Here is a 16,238-nt window from a genome sequence, read left to right on the forward strand (position 1 = left end):
TAGCGCGTGCCCTACGCGGCGAAGCGCCTGGCGTCGTCTCTCTCGTCCAGGCCCAGCATCCGCGCGGGCCTACCGTCCACGAATTCGGGATGCCTGCGCTCCCACACCGAGAGCGCCAGGGTCCAGAGCGGGATGAGGCAGGGCAGGAAGGTGTAGGCCAGGCTTTCCATGGGCATGCCCACGAAGGCCATGAGCCCGATGCAGGAGGTTGACCAGGGAACCACCGCGGGAATGATGGCCGCGCTGTTCTCGAGGTCGAGGGCAAGGGCGCTGCCGTCGCCCTCGGTCTCGGAGCAGAGCTGGGCCGTGAGCATGATTGCCACAACCTGGTCGCAGGAGATGGCGCAGGTGGCGATGCTGGTGAGCAGCACGCTCAGAAAGGGGGTGCAGCCGCTCGCGAGCCGGTTGACATAGTCCCTGAGGCCCGTGAGCAGGCCCGTCTCTTCGAATATCCCGGAGTAGGTGGAGGCTATGGTGATGATGAGGGCAATCTCTCCCATGCTGAGGATGCCGCCCCCGTTCACCATGCGTGCCAGGGCGGGGTCGCCGCTCCGATAGCCAAACAGGAGCAGGCCGGGAATCTCCGTCAGGGCAGTGCCCTGCGCCACGACGCAGAGCACCAGGGAGCAGGCGAGGCTGGCGAGCATGGTCTGCACCACGGGGCGCTTCATGAGCGAGAGGACGAGTATGACCGCCATGGGCAGGTAGACGTACCATGAGAGGTCGAAGCTCGCGGAGAAGGCACCAAAGAACGAGGGCGCCTCTCCCGCCCTCTGGAAGAGCAGGCCCAGCAGGGCGTAGGCGGCAAGGCTCGCCAGCGTTGGAGGCATGGCGGTGCGCACCATGCGCCTGACGTTGTCGAACACCTGAGTGCCGGTGAGCGTGGCAACCAGCACCGCCGCGCTGGAAAGAGGGGAGCAGCGGTCCCCGAAGAAGCTTCCGCTCATTATCGCGCCGCCCACCAAGGCGGTGTTTGCCCCCATGGCCTCGGCGACGGTCATGCATATGACGCCGACGGTTGCCGCGGTGGCGAACGAGCTTCCCGTGAGCAGCGACATGGCGCAGCAGAGGGCAAAGCTCACGGGAACCAGCGTTGCCGCGCTCACCAGCGAGCTGCTCCAGCAGGTGATGGCGGGAATGGTGCCGGCGGCCCTCCAGGAGGCGGTGAGGGCTCCTATGACCACGAAGAGGACGATCACCGAGCCAATGGTCCTGGGGCCTCGCAGGGCCATGCGCGCCAGCTCCCCGAGGCCGTTTCCTCGCCAGGCCCCGTACAGGACGAAGAGCACAAGGCCCGCAAAGAGCGAAAGCTCCAGAGGCAGGCCCAAGAGCATCCCCGCAACGAGCGACAGGGCGAAGGCGATGAGTACGGCTGACTCGACCATCTGCTGATCTTCTCTTCCTCTGCAGTCGTTCGGTACTTTGGCGCGCAGCTAGCTTAAGGCCCGCTGCGATGTGCGTCCAACTGTTATATTCGATATGGAAAACAGTAAAAATTTGTGACACAAGCGTCGCGCGGGAGGCGAATGTGAACTTCAGCACCATGTCCTATTTCGTGGCCGTCGCGGAGGAGCAGAGCTTCACGAGGGCGGCCGAGAGGCTCTCCATAACGCAGCAGACGCTCTCGGCCCACGTGGCGGCAACCGAGCGCGAGCTGGGGGTGCGTCTCGTCAACCGCAGGGTGCCCCTGACGCTCACCTATGCGGGCAGGGAGTTCCTCGAGTATGCCCGCGAGTTCCAGGCGCGCGAGCGTGCCATGAGGCAAGAGTTCCAGGACATCTCGGGAGACGAGAGGGGGCTTCTTGGCGTGGGCATCGCCTCCACGCGAGGGCACATGCTCATGCCCCAGGCGCTCTCGGACTTCCAGCGGGAGCACCCAGGCATAGACGTCCATCTGCGCGAGGCCGAGAACAGCAGTCTCATCGAGCTGCTGCGGGAGGGCTCCATAGACCTGGCCGTGGCAACCATCCCGCCGGATTCCCCCGGGCTGGTGGTGAGGCACCTCTGCGACGAGAGGGTGGTGCTGCTCGTCAGTCGCGACCTGCTCGGGTCCCTCTATGGGAAAGATGCCGGCAAGATTGCGCTCGACCTCAGGCATACGGGCAGCCTGTCTCGGCTCTCGGGGTGCCCCTTCCTGATGCTTGGCAAGGGCGACGAGCCCGGAGACCTGTCGCGCAGGCTCCTTGCGCGCGATGGCGTGCGTCCCTGGGTGCGCGTGAGCTCCACCAACTCGGAGACCCTGGTGGGGCTTGCGTCGCGCTCCGCCGGTGCCTGCTTCGTCCCGTCGGATTTGGCGGACCTTGCCATGCGGGAGTACCCCCAGGCCGGCCTCGAGGCCTTCGACCTGGGAGGGGAGGCACGCATCTCCATCAGCGTCGCCTGGAGGGCGTCGGAGCACGTGTGGAGCGTGGTGGAGGGCTTCTCGGAGCTTTTGGGGCGCCAGGTGCGCGAGCGGGACGAACGGAGGCGATAAGAGTCGAATTACTCTGGCGCGCGTGGTCGTCCGGGCCCAAAATCCTAGCCAACGGGGGCTCACCTTCGGCTGTGCCCTCGAGCGGACGGAGTGTCGGCCAAGGGGAAGGAGACGACATGTTGGCAAAGGTCTTGAGGCGTGGGAAGGGGAGCGCTCTGGCCGTGTTGTCGGCGCTTGCTTTGGCGTGCTGCGTTCTCCTCACGGCATGTGGTGGCTCTGGAGGCAGTCTCAAGAAGGAGGTGGTCGTCGGCAGCTGGGTTGCCTCCTCCCTATCAGACCCAGAGCTGGGCGAGCTCACGGCAGATGACCTCAATGCGTTCGGCCTGAGCATCGAGATGGTGCTGGAGGAAGACGGCAGCGGGAGCATGTCGTTCTTTGGGGAGCCCGAAAAGCTCAGCTGGGAGGTTTCTGGCGCGGACAAGATCAAGATCAAGTTCGAGGACACGGCCGCATCCGAGTTCAAGTTCGAGGACGGGAAGCTGGTAGGCTCGGACGGGGATTCCAAGATGGTGTTCGAGAGGGGGCAGGCGTCAAGCTCCGGCACGAGCTCCTCGGGCTCCTCGAAGGAAGAGTCCTCAAAGGAGGCAAGGGAGAGCATCGACTACACCATCGCAGACGACGATTACGTGAGCATCAAGGCCACCTCCGTGGTCGTTGACGAGTGGGGAGACCCTGGGTTTGACATCGTGGTCACCAACAAGAGCGACAAGGAGCTGACGCTCCACCCCTCATACTCGAGCTTCTCCGTGAACGGGAAAATGATCGACCCTTGGGGGCTGGCCGAGACCGTCAAGCCGGGAACCTACGCGCAGGCCTTCATGTACTTCGACTCCAAGGAGCTGGGTGGGTCAACCCTGGACGCGCTGAAGCAGGTGGAGGGCAAGCTCGAGCTGGTGGACAGCGAGTACGACACCGTAAGCACGTACGACTTCAGCTACTCGTACGGCTCGTAGGGCCGCAAGAGAGCGCAAGCTTGCCCGCGCCTGGAGCAGACTCCTCCCAGGCGCGGGCCTCTTGTGTTGCGGGGCATCTCGTGGGTGCGTCTGTGCCCAGTCGGGGCATATAATCAACACTTGCGCAAGCTTGTATTGAGGAAGGACGCAGATGTCAGACAACAGCGAGACCGAGCGCAACGATGCCGGCATCCCCAGCTATGACGCCCAGGCCATAGAGGCCAGGTGGCAGCGGAGCTGGGAGGAGGACGGGCTCTACAAGACGGACGAGGACCCCTCGAGGCCCAAGAAGTACGTGCTGGAGATGTTCCCATACCCCTCCGGAGACCTGCACATGGGGCATGCGCGCAACTACACCATCGGTGACGCCATGGCCCGCCAGGCCCGCATGCGCGGCTTCGACGTGCTGCACCCCATGGGCTTCGACGCCTTCGGCCTTCCTGCGGAGAACGCCGCCATCAAGCACAACACGCAGGCCTCCAGGTGGACCCACCAGAACATAGCCCAGGCAATCAAGACCATGAAGCGCATGGGCTTCTCGTATGACTACGACCGCACGTTCAACACCTGCGACCCCGAGTACTACCGCTGGGGCCAGTGGATGTTCATCAAGATGTGGGAGAAGGGCCTCGCCTACCGCGCCACCTCGCCGGTGAACTGGTGCCCCCATTGCCAGACCGTCCTTGCCAACGAGCAGGTGGTGGACGGCCGCTGCTGGAGATGCGGCACGGTGCCCGAGAAGCGAGAGCTCTCGCAGTGGTACCTCAAGATCACGGACTACGCTCAGGAGCTCCTGGACGACCTCGACAGGCTCGAGGGATGGCCCGAGAACGTCAAGGCCCAGCAGCGCAACTGGATCGGCCGCTCCGAGGGAGCGGAGATCGACTTCCAGCTGGCGGACAAGGACGGGACAACGCCGACGGGTCGCACGCTGACCTGCTTCACCACGCGCGCGGACACCCTCTTCGGCGTCTCCTTCCTCGTGCTGCCCCCCGAGTCGTCCCTGGCTGCGGAGCTGGTTGCGGGAAGCGAGCACGAGGCTGCCTACCTCGAGCTCAAGAGCGCGACCGAGAAGGTCTCCAGCGTTGATCGCCAGGGCTCTGCCCGCGAGAAGCATGGCGTCTTCACCGGCCGCTTCGCCATCAACCCCATCAACGGGCGTCCGGCTCCCATCTGGGTGGCGGATTACGTCCTCATGGACTATGGCACCGGCGCCGTCATGGGCGTCCCCTGTGGCGACCAGCGAGACTTCGACTTCGCCAGGAAGTATGGGCTTGAGATCGCGCCCATCATCTGCAAGAAGGAAGACCCTCTCTACGAGGAGCTCAAGGACGAGCGCGAGCTGCGCGTCCTTTCGGTTGACTGGGACGGCGCCATGGACGCGGAGGGCTACCTGGTGCAGTCGGGCGAGTTCACGGGCCTCCCTGGCGGCAAGCACTCCGAGGCGGTGGAGGCCATCGTCTCCTGGCTCAAGGAGAGGGGACTCGGGCGCGAGACGGTCCAGTTCCGCCTGCGTGACTGGCTCATCAGCCGTCAGCGCTACTGGGGGAACCCCATTCCCATGATCCATTGCGACTGCTGCGGGGACGTGCCCGTTCCCGAGGAGGACCTGCCCGTCACACTGCCGGACGACCTTGACCTGGGAGCCGGTCAGACTCTGGCCGAGTACGCGCCATTCTACGAGACCACCTGCCCCAGGTGCGGTCGTCCCGCCAGGCGCATCACCGACACCATGGACACCTTCACCTGCTCGAGCTGGTACTACCTGCGCTACTGCGACCCCCACAACGAGGGGATTCCCTTCTCGAAGGAAAGCGTGGACCGCTGGATGCCCGTGGACAACTACATCGGCGGCATCGAGCACGCCATCCTGCACCTGCTCTACTCGCGCTTCTGGACCAAGGTCCTGCGCGACCTGGGCATGATAGACGAGGGGGAGCCTTTCACCAACCTGCTCTGCCAGGGCATGGTAAAGGATGCCAACGGCGAGACCATGAGCAAGTCCAAGGGAAACGTGGTGCCCCCCTCCAGCGTCATAGAACCCTACGGCGCGGACACCATGCGCCTCGCCATCCTCTTCGTCGCCCCTCCCGAGAAGGACTTCGACTGGGACGAGGAGGCCGTCCAGGGCGCGAACCGCTTCATCAGGCGCGCCTGGCGCGTGGTCTGGGGCCTTGCCTGCGCCGCTGACGCCTCGGCCCCTCTCGACCTTGCCGGTCTGGATGACGCCTCCAAGGAGCTCAACCGCAGCGTTCACGAGATGGGCCTGCGCTGCACCGCGGACTTCGACCGCGGTCAGTTCAACACGGCCATCTCGGCCTGCATGGAGCTGGTCAATGCCGCGAGCAAGTACCTCAACGAGACGGACGAGGACGGCCGCAGCGCCGCCGTGTGCCACCGTGCCGCCCATGACATCGTGACCATGCTCGCGCCCATCTGCCCCCACTGGGCGGAGGAGCTCTTCCACGAGGCGCTGGGCCAGACGGGCTCCGTCTACAACGAGCCCTGGCCCGAGTTCGACCCCAGCCAGGCAAAGAGCGACACCGTCGAGATCGTGGTGCAGCTCAAGGGCAAGATTCGCGCCCGCATCAACGTGCCGGCGGACGCCGGTGCGGAAGAGATCGAGGCGCGGGGCCGCTCCGCCATCGCCGATCAGCTCGCAGGCAAGGACGTCAAGAAGGTCATCGTCGTGCCGGGCAAGCTCGTGAACATCGTCGCCGTCTAGGGCACCCACATCGCGCCCATGGGCCGTCCCTTCGGGGACGGCCCTTTTTGGCGGGTCATCTCGCCTTCGGATGGGCGGGCGGGAGCTTTTTCTTCTGGGAGGCGCCGTGGAAGCCGCATTCGCCCACCCTGCCGCCCTTGGTTTGCAGGAGCTGTGTGCGAGCGGGACCGATTGTGTTGGCGCAGCTAAGATGCTATAGTTGAGAAGCTTAATCGTGGAGGTTCGAGGAAGCGGGGCAGATTCTTTGCCCTGCTTCCTTTTGTATGTAGTGACGCCGCAGGGCAAGAAGGGAGCTGCGCATGGCGCAGACGGAGCTCGAGACGCAGCTGCTCGCCGTGCTCGAGGAGCATGGGGCAGAGCATGCCATCGACATCGTTGACGTCGAGGTGGTGGGATCGCGCAAGGCGCCTACCGTCCGCGTTCGCATAGACCATGCGGACGAGGGGGCGGGCCCCATCTCCCTGGACGAGGTCGCCGCCGAGACGGGCTGGATCAACCAGCTGATAGACGAGGCCGATCCCATCGAGGGAAGCTTCACCCTGGAGGTCTCCTCGCCCGGGCTTTCCAGGCCCCTGCGCAGGAGGCGGGACTTCGAGCGCTTCTGCGGCAGCCAGGTGAGCCTCTCGACCAACGCAGAGGAGGGACGCCGGCGCTTCACGGGCACCCTCAGGGCCCTCGAGGGCGACAGCGTGCTCGTCGAGTGCGAGGGAGAGGAGCTCTCCGTCGCTCTCTCTGACATCAAGTCCTGCAAGCTCAAGCCCAGCTTCGATAACTAGACCCCACCAGACCCCCGCGCAAGGAAGGAACACCCACATGGCATCTGAGATGATGGAAGCGCTGATGGCCCTGTGCCAGGAGAAGCACATAGACGAGCTCTACCTCATAGACCAGCTCGAGCAGTCGCTCGCCAAGAGCTACGCCGAGGTCCTGCACCTCCAGGACGGCGCGCGCGTCACCATTGACCGCGCCACTGGCAGGGTGTACGTCTACGAGCTTGTCCCGAGGGAGGAGTCCTTCGACGACGAGACGGGCCTTTACACCGAGTTCGACGAGGTGGACGTGACCCCCAAGGGTACGAGCCGCGTTGCCGCCCAGCACGCCAAGAGCGTCATCAACGAGATCGTGCGCAACTCCGCCCGCCAGCAGATCTTCGAGGAGTTCTCGCAGCGCATCGGCGATATCATCACCGGCACCGTCCTGCAGACCACGCCCGACTTCGCCTTCATTAAGATCCGCGAGGGCGTCGAGGCCGAGCTTCCCTACTTCGATCAGAAGCGCTACCCCGACGAGCGCAACGAGCGTCCCCAGGGCGAGCGTTATGCCCACAACCAGCGCATCCGTGCCATCATCGTGGACGTGCGCGACCCCAACAGCTCCCAGCCGCCCATCCGCTCCGAGCGCCAGCGCCCTTCCATCGTGGTCTCGCGCACCCATCCGGACCTCATCCGCAGACTCTTCGAGCTTGAGGTCCCCGAGGTATACGACGGCATCGTCGAGATACGCTCCGTGGCGCGCGACGCTGGCGCCCGCGCCAAGGTGGCCGTCTCGTCCATCGACACCCGCCTCGACCCCGTAGGTGCCTGCGTGGGTCCCAAGGGCAGCCGCGTGCGCACCGTGGTCTCCGAGCTTCGCGGCGAGCGCGTCGACGTGGTCCTCTGGAGCGACGACCCCGCCCGCTGCGTCGCCAACGCCCTCTCGCCCGCCCGCGTCACCCGTGTGATTGTGGACGGCGAGACCAACCACGCCACCGCCATCGTCCCAGACGACCAGCTGACCCTCGCCATCGGCAAGGAGGGCCAGAACGCCCGCCTGGCGGCCCGCCTCACCGGCATGCACATCGACATCAAGAACGAGTCGCTTGCCGCAGACGTCATGCGCGAGCTGCCCCGCGAGGTCGAGGCGGAGGCCGAGGAGGGGGAGCATCGCTGCGAGTACGTGGGGCCCACGGGCATCCAGTGCCGCAACATGGCGCGCCCCGACTCTCGCTACTGCGGCATCCACGAGAAGCTCGCCGAGATGGGCGAGGTCGTCGCCTCCGACGATCCCGACTCTTTGATCTAGTGCCGGAAGGCACCCGTCCGTCCGACACCAGATAGGAAGGTGGTCGCACATGGCAAAGACCCGCGTGCATGACCTCGCCAAGGAATATGGCTTGACCAGCAAGGAGATGCTCGGGCATCTCGCAGACATGAAGATCCCCGCCAAGTCGGCATCCTCCACGCTCGAGGACGCCTACGTCTCCATCGTGCGCAAGAAGCTCCAGCCCATCCTCGAGGCCCGCGCCGCAGAGATCGAGGCCCAGAGGCGCGCCGAGGAGGAGGCCAAGGCGGAGCAGGAGCGCATCGCCGCCGAGGAGGCGGAGCGGGAGCGCATCGCCGCCGAGAAGAGGCGCGAGGCCGAGCGTGCCGAGGAGGAGCGAAAGCGCGCCGCGGCAGAGGCCGCCCGCAAGAGGGCCGAGGAGGAGCGCCTTGCCGAGGAGAGGCGCCTCGCCGAGGAGGCGGAGCGCAACCGCGTCAAGGACACCGCTCCCAAGGCCGTGCCCTCCTTCACCTCGCTGCTCGACCAGATCGCCCAGCAGGAGAAGGTCCTCAAGCAGCAGGCTGAGGAGTCCGCAAAGAAGAAGGCGGAGGAGAGCAACGGCTCCCGTCGCGCGGAGCCCAAGCAGCGTGGCAAGCGGGTCGAGCGGCCCAACGTGGAGGCGCCGGTCGTTCCCGCGGAGTCGGAGCCCGCAGACGCCCATGGCCGCAAGGGCAAGAAGTCAGCCCACCGCGGCGGCTCTGACGAGGACCGCTACAGCCGCATGGCCCGCGAGGCCGAGGAGTACACGCGCTCCAGCCACGTCTTCGAGGAGGCCCGCGAGGCCGTCGAGGAGGCGCGCCAGTCCACGGGAAGGCGCAAGAAGCGCAAGGAGCGCAGGCGTCAGCAGCAGGCCGAGGCGGCCGAGCAGCAGCGCATCGAGGAGGCGATCCAGAACGACCAGGACCTCTCGCAGCTTGACACCGTCAAGGTGCCCCAGGGCTCCACGGTCACCGAGCTGGCCGACCTTCTCGGCGTCCCCGCAAACGACATCATCAAGCGCCTGTTCCTTCTGGGGACCCCGCTGACCCTCACCGAGTCCATGTCCGACGAGCTCATCGAGCTCGTGGCGGACGACCTCGGGCGTGACGTCAAGGTCATGAGCAAGGAGGAGGAGAACTCCTTCACCTTCTACGACGACCCCGACACCCTCAAGGGCCGCCCGCCCGTGGTCACCGTCATGGGGCACGTGGACCATGGCAAGACCTCGCTGCTCGACGCCATCCGCCATACCGGCGTGGCAGAGGGCGAGGCGGGAGGCATCACCCAGGCCATCGGTGCGTCGCAGGTCAAGATCAACGGTCGCATCATCACCTTCATCGACACCCCAGGCCACGAGACCTTCACGGCCATGCGCGCCCGCGGCGCCAAGGTGACGGACATAGTCATCCTGATCGTCGCCGCAGACGACGGCGTGATGCCCCAGACCATAGAGTCCATCAACCATGCCAAGGCAGCCGGCGTGCCCATCATCGTGGCCGTCAACAAGATCGACAAGCCGGGTGCGGATCCCACCCGCGTGCGCCAGGAGCTCACCGAGTACGGCGTCATCCCCGAGGAGTGGGGCGGGCAGAACATGTTCGTGGACATCTCCGCCAAGAAGAACCAGGGCATCGACACCCTGCTCGAGTCCGTCCTCCTCGAGGCCGACGTCCTCGAGCTGAAGGCCAACCCCGACACCTTCGCCTCCGGCAACGTCCTGGAGGCCAAGCTCGACCGCGGCCGTGGCTCCGTTGCCACGCTGCTGGTCAACCGCGGCACCCTTCGCGTGGGCGACTCCATTGTGGCCGGCCTTGCCTTCGGCAGGATCCGCGCCATGGTCGACCCTCGCGGGCAGTCCGTCACCGAGGCTGGCCCGTCGGACCCCGTCGAGGTCCTGGGCCTGCAGAGCGTGCCCATGGCCGGTGACGAGTTCCGCGTGTTCCAGGACGAGCGCGACGCCCGCCAGCTCGCGGAGCAGCGTTCACTGAAGGCACGCATCGAGGAGCAGAACCGCGTCAAGCACGTGACCCTCGAGAACCTCTTCGCGACGATGGAGGACGCCGAGGTCAAGGAGCTCAACCTCATCATCAAGGCCGACGTCCAGGGCTCCATCGAGGCGCTGCAGGACTCCCTCGACAAGCTCGACCAGTCCGAGGTCCGCATCAACACCATCCACTCCGCCGTCGGCGCCATCACCGAGACGGACGTCATCCTCGCCGACGCCTCCAACGCCGTCATCATCGGTTTCGGCGTGCGTCCCGAGGCCAAGGCGCGCAGCGCCGCCGAGCGCCAGGGAGTGGAGATCCGCACCTACAGCATCATCTACAAGGCCATCGAGGAGATCGATGCCGCCCGCATCGGCATGCTCAAGCCCACCGAGGAGGAGCGCGAGACGGCCTCCATCGAGGTCCGCAGCACCTTCAAGGTGCCCAAGGTGGGCATCGCCGCCGGCTGCATGGTCCAGGAGGGCGAGGTCACCCGCGACGACCGGTGCCGCCTGGTGCGCGACGGCATCGTGGTGTACGAGGGCAGGCTTGCCTCCCTGCGCCGCTACAAGGACGACGTCAAGAGCGTCAAGGCGGGCTTCGAGTGCGGCATCGGCCTCGAGAACTTCCAGGACATCCACGTGGGCGACATCATCGAGGCCTTCCGCATCGAGCAGGTCGCCCGTACGGAGTAAGACATGAAGCAGAACCAGAACTCGCGAAGGGTCAATCAGATTGCCCGGGAGAAGCTTGCCGGCATCCTCCTCTTCGAGGTCTCGGACCCAGACCTTGCCCTCGTCACGCTCACGGGCGTGGAGGTCTCGGTCGACAAGTCCGTCATGCGCGCCTACGTGAGCTGCGACAGCGGTCGCTACGAGGAGGTCTCGGCGGCCCTCGGCCGTGCCAGGGGCAGGATCAGGAGCCTTTTGGGGCATGCCCTTGGCTGGCGCGTCACCCCCGAGCTCATCTTCGAGATAGACACCACGGCAGACGAGGCCGAGCGCATAGCGCGGGCCCTCACCAACGTTCCTCCCACCCTGGGCGTGGAGAAGGACGACGAGGGCTACCCCCTGGCCGCCGCGGAAGAGACGGAGGAGGCCTAGCCCCTATGGGAGTGATGACGAAGGAGCGGCAGGAGGAGCTCTTCTCTCAGATTGCCGGCGTCATCGAGCAGAGCCAGAGCATCGCCATCTGTGCGCACACCGCGCCAGATGGCGATGCCATCGGCTCTGCCCTTGCCCTGCAGCAGCTGATCGAGGTCCGTTGGCCGCGGAAGCAGGTGGTGGCCCTCCTCGCCGACGAGGACGAGGTGCCGCGCATCTATCGCTTCCTGCCGGGGGCGGGGCGCATGGTCCATGCCTGCGAGTTTGGCGCTACGGCAGACCTCTTCATCTGCGTGGACATTTCCGGGGGCGCAAGGCTCAACCAGGCCCAAGGGATCTGGTCGGCGGCAAGGAGGCGCGTGGTCATAGACCACCACCCCTTTGCCGAGATAAACGCGGACCTCTGGCTCGTGAGACCGTCCGCGGCGGCGACGGGCGTCATCATCTGCGAGTTCGCGCAGCACTTGGGGGTCGGGCTCACGCCGGACATGGCGCGCTGCCTGTACTGCGCCATCGCCACCGACACCGGGCGCTTCCAGTACCAGAACGCGGACAGCGAGGCGTTCAACATTGCCGCGCTTCTGGTGGAGGCGGGCGCCTCTCCCTCTGAGCTTGCGCTCAACGTGTACCAGAACTACAGCCTCTCATACCTGCACCTGGAGGCTGCCGTCATGGGCAGGATCACCACCTTCGAGGGAGGCAGGATCGCCTACAGCTACTCGACCACGGCGGACCTCGAGCGCACGGGCGCGAGCCTGGACGAGTGCGACGGTCTTGTCGACGTGGTGCGCAGCGTTGCGGGCTCGGAGCTCATCCTCTTCCTCAAGGAGGTGCCCGGCGGATGCATCCGTGGCAACCTCAGGTCCAAGGCAGACCACGACGTCTGCGCCATCGCCCGCGAGCTTGGAGGGGGCGGCCACAAGGCTGCCGCGGGCTTCACCGTCAAGGGGGACCTCGACGAGGTTCTCTCCCTCGCCCTTCCCAAGCTTCGCCTGCTGCTCCGAGGGGCGGGGCCGGAGGGGGAGGCCGGGCGGTGAGGCGCGGCGAGAGCGGCATCAACAGGCTTCTGGCGCTTGACAAGCCCCTGGGCCTGACGAGCCATGACGTGGTCTCCCGCGTGCGAAGGGCGCTGGGCGAGAGGCGCGTGGGGCATGCCGGCACGCTTGACCCCGCCGCCTCGGGCGTGCTGGTGGTTGGCGTGGGGCAGGCCACGCGCCTGATGGGACTGCTCGCCATGGACGACAAGTCCTACGAGGCGCTGGTTGCCTTTGGCAGCGAGACCGACACCGAGGACGGCGAGGGCACGGTCACGGCCACGGCCCCCGTGCCAGAAGCGCTTCATGACCCCGCCTTTGCCAGGGAGGCCCTCTCGGCGATCCTGGGCGAGCAGGACCAGCTGCCCCCGGCATACTCCGCCATCTCCGTGAATGGCAGGCGTGCCTACGACCTCGCCCGCGCGGGCGAGGAGGTGGTTCTCGAGCCTCGCCGCATTCGCATAGACAAGGCCCAGCTCGTCGGCATCGAGGAGGCCGACGAGCTCGTGTGGCGCTGCCGCTTCGTCGTCTCGAAGGGCACCTATGTGCGCAGCATCGCGCGCGACCTCGGCCGCAGTCTGGGGACGGCCGCGCACCTCGTCGGCCTGAGGCGCACGGGCGCGGGAAGCGTGCGCATCGAGGGCTGCCTTCCGCTGGCGGCGCTCGAGGCCGCAGGGACCCAGATGCTCGATCGCTGCATCATAGACCCCACAAGCGCGCTGGGGCATGCGGTGATGCGGCTTGACGACAGGGGCTTCGAGCGCGTCTCCTGCGGCCACCAGCTCTTTGCCCCCTCCGAGGTGGAGGAGGGCGAGAGGGTCAGCCTCGTTCACGACGGCCGCCTCGTCGGCGTGTGGTGCCGGAGGGGCTCTCGCCTCGTCTGCGTGGCCAACTTCCCCCAGGGCATTTCGGGAGTCCTCTCGTGAGCGCCAAGCTGCCTGCGCTGAGCGGGGACGACCTGGCCAGCGCCGCCGCCAGGTCGCTCTTCCTCGGATCCGACGGCAGGTACAGCGAGCGCAAGATTCCTGGCGGGGCGCTCTTCCTCGCCGAGGGCGTGCCGCTTGCGCCCACGGAGCAGGCCTGCGTCTGCATAGGGGCCTTCGACGGCCTGCACCTTGGGCATCGCTCCCTGGTGAGGTCAACCATCGAGGACGCCCGCATGCGTGGCTGCCGATCCGTGGTGGTGAGCTTCGATCCCCTGCCCGCCGAATTTCTGGGACGCGCCCACGCCCCGGGCAGGCTGCTCTCGAGCCAGGACCGCGTGCGGGCGCTCGAGTCCCTCTCGCCTGACGCCATCGTTCTCTTCGACTTCGACAGGGGGCTTGCGTCCTTGGGGTACGAGCAGTTCCTGCTCGAGCTTCTGCCGCGCATCGTTCACCCGTCCTCGGTGCACGTGGGAAGCAACTTCCGCCTGGGCCGCATGGGCCTTGGAGACGTCCGCGCCCTCGCGAAGCTGGGCGCCTTGCATGGCGTGGATGTGATCGGTCATGAGCTGGTGCGGATGGAGGGTGCCCCCATCTCATCGACGCGCGTCCGCGAGGCACTCTCTGACGGCGGCGTCGAGCTTGCCGCCAGGCTCCTGGGGCGCCTGCACTTCGTGCGCGGCGAGGTCGTCCATGGCAGGGGAGAGGGTCGTGGGCTGGGCTTTCCCACAGCCAACCTGAGCGTCGCGCGCTGTGCCTGCCTGCCGCGCAAGGGCGTCTACGCAGGCCTTTTGCATGAGGGAGGGAGAGTCTGGCCCGCCGCCGTCAACGTGGGGGCCCCTCCCACCTTCTCAGCTCCCCAAGCGGCGTTTCTCGAGGCCAACCTCCTGGGGTTCGAGGGGGACCTCTACGGCCGTAAGGTGGACCTGCTCTTTACCGACTGGCTTCGCCCGTCTCGCCCCTTCTCGTCCAAGGAGGAGCTCGAGGCGGTGGTTCTGGGGAACATTGACTGGGTGAAAGAGAACCTTGGCTCCGGAATGCTGGAGGTGGGACGTTGATAACAGACGAGGACAAGGAGCGCGTCCGTCAGGCCACCGACATCCTGCAGCTTGTGGGCGAGACGGTGGAGCTGCGGCAGCGCGGCTCCGACTTCTGGGGCTGCTGTCCCTTTCACAGGGAGAAGAGCCCCTCGTTTCACGTGAACCCCGCGACGGGCCTCTGGAAGTGCTTTGGCTGCGGTGCCGGCGGTGACGTCTTCGCCTACGTCATGAAGCGCGAGAGCCTGGAGTTTCCCGACTCCATCCGCTTCCTCGCGGACCGCGCGGGCATTGAGCTCGCCGAGGAGCAGCGCTCGTCGCGTCGAGGCCCCAGGCGCAACCGGCTCATGGAGTGCCTGGCCGAGGCCGAGGGCTACTACACCATGCTTCTGCTGCGCGGAAGGGGAGAGGGGCCCGCCGCGGCTCGCTCCTACCTTTCCGGGAGAGGCTTCGGCTCCGCCGTCTGCCGGCGCTGGGGGCTGGGCTTCGCCCCAGGCCATGGCGCCCTTGTCGAGCACCTGCTCAAGAAGGGCTGCTCTCGCCAGGAGCTGGTGGCAGCCGACCTCGCCCTCGAGGGGCGTGGCCAGCTGCGCGATCGCTTCTTCGACCGCGCCATGTTCCCCATCCACGACGAGCAGGGCAGGACCATCGGCTTTGGTGGCCGCGTTCTGACGGATGCCAAGCCCAAGTACCTCAACACCAAGGACACCTCGGTATTTCACAAGGGAAAGCACCTCTTCGCCTTCCACAGGGCGAAGGAGGCCATGGCCGCGAGCGACACCGCCATCGTCTGCGAGGGCTACACCGACGTCATCGCCATGCACGAGGCGGGGCTCACCAATGTGGTCGCCGCCTTGGGCACGGCCCTCACCCTCGACCACGTAAAGGCCATCGAGCGCTTCGCGAAGCGTCGCATCATCTGCATGTTCGACGGAGACGAGGCGGGCCAGCGCGCGGCGGAGAGGGCCGTCCAGTACATAGACAAGACCTCTGCCGAGCTGCTCTGCGTCGTTCTGCCCGACGGGCAGGACCCTGCGGAGTTCCTTGCGGCCCACGGCGCGGATGCGCTTCGCGAGCGGCTTGCCGCAGCGCCCCCCCTCATGTCCTTCGTCTTCGACAAGCGCCTCTCCGGCATGGACCTGAGCGTCCCGGGACGGCGTGTCGCCGCCCTCGAGGACATGGCCAAGCTCCTGGCTCCTCTCAAGGACTCGATTCTCTTGGACGAGTATGCAACCCAGCTATCGGACCTCCTGGGCGTGAGCGTGGACGAGACGAAGCGCATGGTCCGAGAGACGCCGCTGCCCAAGGGCGAGGTGCAGCCCCGCCAGGGCCGTCCCTCACGTCAGGCCTCCGCGGACGAGGTGCCGCTCGATGCCTATGGTGCCTCCCCCCTGCAAGAGGAGCCGCCCTGGCAGGCACCCGCCGCCGTGCCCGAGGGGGGCGTGTCGCTCGACGCGCTCTCCAAGGACGAGCGCCTGCAGGTCGTGGCCGAGGGGGAACTCCTTGCCCTGCTCGTCACCAACGCAGACGCGGTTCGCCCCTATGGCGGCCGTCTCGCCAGCGTGTCCTGGGTTGACTCGCGCAACGAGGCCATGGCCTGGTCCATGCTCTCCTGCGCCGCGGGAACGCCTCCAAAGGAGCTCGTGCGTGCCGCAGAGGCCGTCGTGCCTGGTGCGCCGGTGCTGCTGGCGGGAGGCAGGCTCCAGCTGGTGTCCAGCCTCACGGTTGATCAGCGTGCGGCGTTCCTCGTCGACGTGGTGGAGCTTTGGTCCTGCCGCCGCGAGGTTCGCTCCATCAAGGCGCAGCTGCGCCTTGCCTCCGGCTCTGGCGTTGACGAGGGGGCCAAGGCCCTGTTCGTCAGGGCAACCGAGTTGCAGAAGAGAATCAATGAGCTCACAAGCTCCCTCTCCTCGCGAGTGTAACTCGCAAAAATGGGTATCATCCATA

General features: G+C 66.5%; 12 protein-coding genes. 11 read left to right on the top strand and 1 reads right to left on the bottom strand.

Translation table 11 applies throughout. The features are described 5' to 3' along the window. Positions 1 to 11: 11 nt before the first annotated feature. On the bottom strand, positions 12 to 1,385 hold the full coding sequence (locus tag CZ375_RS02965) for a Na+/H+ antiporter NhaC family protein (RefSeq protein ID WP_077597819.1): 1,374 nt from the start codon (positions 1,383 to 1,385) through the stop codon (positions 12 to 14). 143 nt (positions 1,386 to 1,528) lie between these two features. Between CZ375_RS02965 and CZ375_RS02970 the strand changes: the two genes are divergently transcribed. The 11 genes from CZ375_RS02970 (at position 1,529) to dnaG (ending at position 16,213) form a co-directional block, all read left to right on the top strand. Further along, positions 1,529 to 2,473, top strand: coding sequence for a LysR family transcriptional regulator (locus CZ375_RS02970; RefSeq protein WP_200799681.1), 945 nt, complete (start codon positions 1,529 to 1,531; stop codon positions 2,471 to 2,473). 116 nt (positions 2,474 to 2,589) lie between these two features. After that, on the top strand, positions 2,590 to 3,426 hold the full coding sequence (locus CZ375_RS02975) for a hypothetical protein (RefSeq protein WP_077597820.1): 837 nt from the start codon (positions 2,590 to 2,592) through the stop codon (positions 3,424 to 3,426). A 151-nt stretch (positions 3,427 to 3,577) separates the two neighbouring features. Beyond that, a complete protein-coding gene (gene leuS, locus CZ375_RS02980) occupies positions 3,578 to 6,151 on the top strand; it encodes a leucine--tRNA ligase (protein ID WP_077597821.1) in 2,574 nt (857 codons plus the stop codon). 299 nt (positions 6,152 to 6,450) lie between these two features. Next, positions 6,451 to 6,927 (top strand): ribosome maturation factor RimP, encoded by a 477-nt coding sequence (locus CZ375_RS02985; RefSeq protein ID WP_077597822.1) that lies wholly within the window; start codon positions 6,451 to 6,453, stop codon positions 6,925 to 6,927. Between the two features lie 37 nt (positions 6,928 to 6,964). Beyond that, on the top strand, positions 6,965 to 8,212 hold the full coding sequence (gene nusA / locus CZ375_RS02990; protein ID WP_077597823.1) for a transcription termination factor NusA: 1,248 nt from the start codon (positions 6,965 to 6,967) through the stop codon (positions 8,210 to 8,212). Positions 8,213 to 8,261: 49 nt separating this feature from the next. After that, entirely contained in the window at positions 8,262 to 10,889 is a 2,628-nt protein-coding gene (gene infB, locus CZ375_RS02995) for a translation initiation factor IF-2 (protein ID WP_077597824.1), read from the top strand. A gap of 3 nt (positions 10,890 to 10,892) precedes the next feature. After that, entirely contained in the window at positions 10,893 to 11,297 is a 405-nt protein-coding gene (rbfA, locus tag CZ375_RS03000) for a 30S ribosome-binding factor RbfA (RefSeq protein WP_077597825.1), read from the top strand. A 5-nt stretch (positions 11,298 to 11,302) separates the two neighbouring features. Beyond that, complete coding sequence (locus CZ375_RS03005) at positions 11,303 to 12,334, top strand: DHH family phosphoesterase (RefSeq protein WP_077597826.1); 1,032 nt, start codon at positions 11,303 to 11,305, stop codon at positions 12,332 to 12,334. After that, positions 12,331 to 13,257: a tRNA pseudouridine(55) synthase TruB gene (gene truB, locus CZ375_RS03010; RefSeq protein ID WP_077597827.1), complete on the top strand. Its 927-nt coding sequence runs from the start codon at positions 12,331 to 12,333 to the stop codon at positions 13,255 to 13,257. The genes CZ375_RS03005 and truB overlap by 4 nt, the downstream gene beginning before the upstream one ends. Then, entirely contained in the window at positions 13,254 to 14,312 is a 1,059-nt protein-coding gene (gene ribF / locus CZ375_RS03015) for a riboflavin biosynthesis protein RibF (RefSeq protein ID WP_159438351.1), read from the top strand. Before truB ends, ribF begins: the two co-directional genes overlap by 4 nt. Beyond that, positions 14,309 to 16,213 (top strand): DNA primase, encoded by a 1,905-nt coding sequence (dnaG, locus tag CZ375_RS03020; protein ID WP_077597829.1) that lies wholly within the window; start codon positions 14,309 to 14,311, stop codon positions 16,211 to 16,213. The genes ribF and dnaG overlap by 4 nt, the downstream gene beginning before the upstream one ends. The last annotated feature ends 25 nt before the right edge of the window (positions 16,214 to 16,238 follow it).

The organism is Olsenella urininfantis, from assembly GCF_900155635.1.
Lineage (GTDB): Bacteria > Actinomycetota > Coriobacteriia > Coriobacteriales > Atopobiaceae > Olsenella_G > Olsenella_G urininfantis.

Excerpts from the sequence above, each read along its gene's own strand:
- CZ375_RS02965 (WP_077597819.1), bottom strand. The coding sequence starts at position 1,385 with ATGGTCGAGTCAGCCGTACTCATCGCCTTCGCCCTGTCGCTCGTTGCG.
- leuS (WP_077597821.1), top strand. The coding sequence starts at position 3,578 with ATGTCAGACAACAGCGAGACCGAGCGCAACGATGCCGGCATCCCCAGC.
- CZ375_RS03005 (WP_077597826.1), top strand. The coding sequence starts at position 11,303 with ATGGGAGTGATGACGAAGGAGCGGCAGGAGGAGCTCTTCTCTCAGATT.
- nusA (WP_077597823.1), top strand. The coding sequence starts at position 6,965 with ATGGCATCTGAGATGATGGAAGCGCTGATGGCCCTGTGCCAGGAGAAG.
- CZ375_RS02975 (WP_077597820.1), top strand. The coding sequence starts at position 2,590 with ATGTTGGCAAAGGTCTTGAGGCGTGGGAAGGGGAGCGCTCTGGCCGTG.
- CZ375_RS02985 (WP_077597822.1), top strand. The coding sequence starts at position 6,451 with ATGGCGCAGACGGAGCTCGAGACGCAGCTGCTCGCCGTGCTCGAGGAG.
- rbfA (WP_077597825.1), top strand. The coding sequence starts at position 10,893 with ATGAAGCAGAACCAGAACTCGCGAAGGGTCAATCAGATTGCCCGGGAG.
- infB (WP_077597824.1), top strand. The coding sequence starts at position 8,262 with ATGGCAAAGACCCGCGTGCATGACCTCGCCAAGGAATATGGCTTGACC.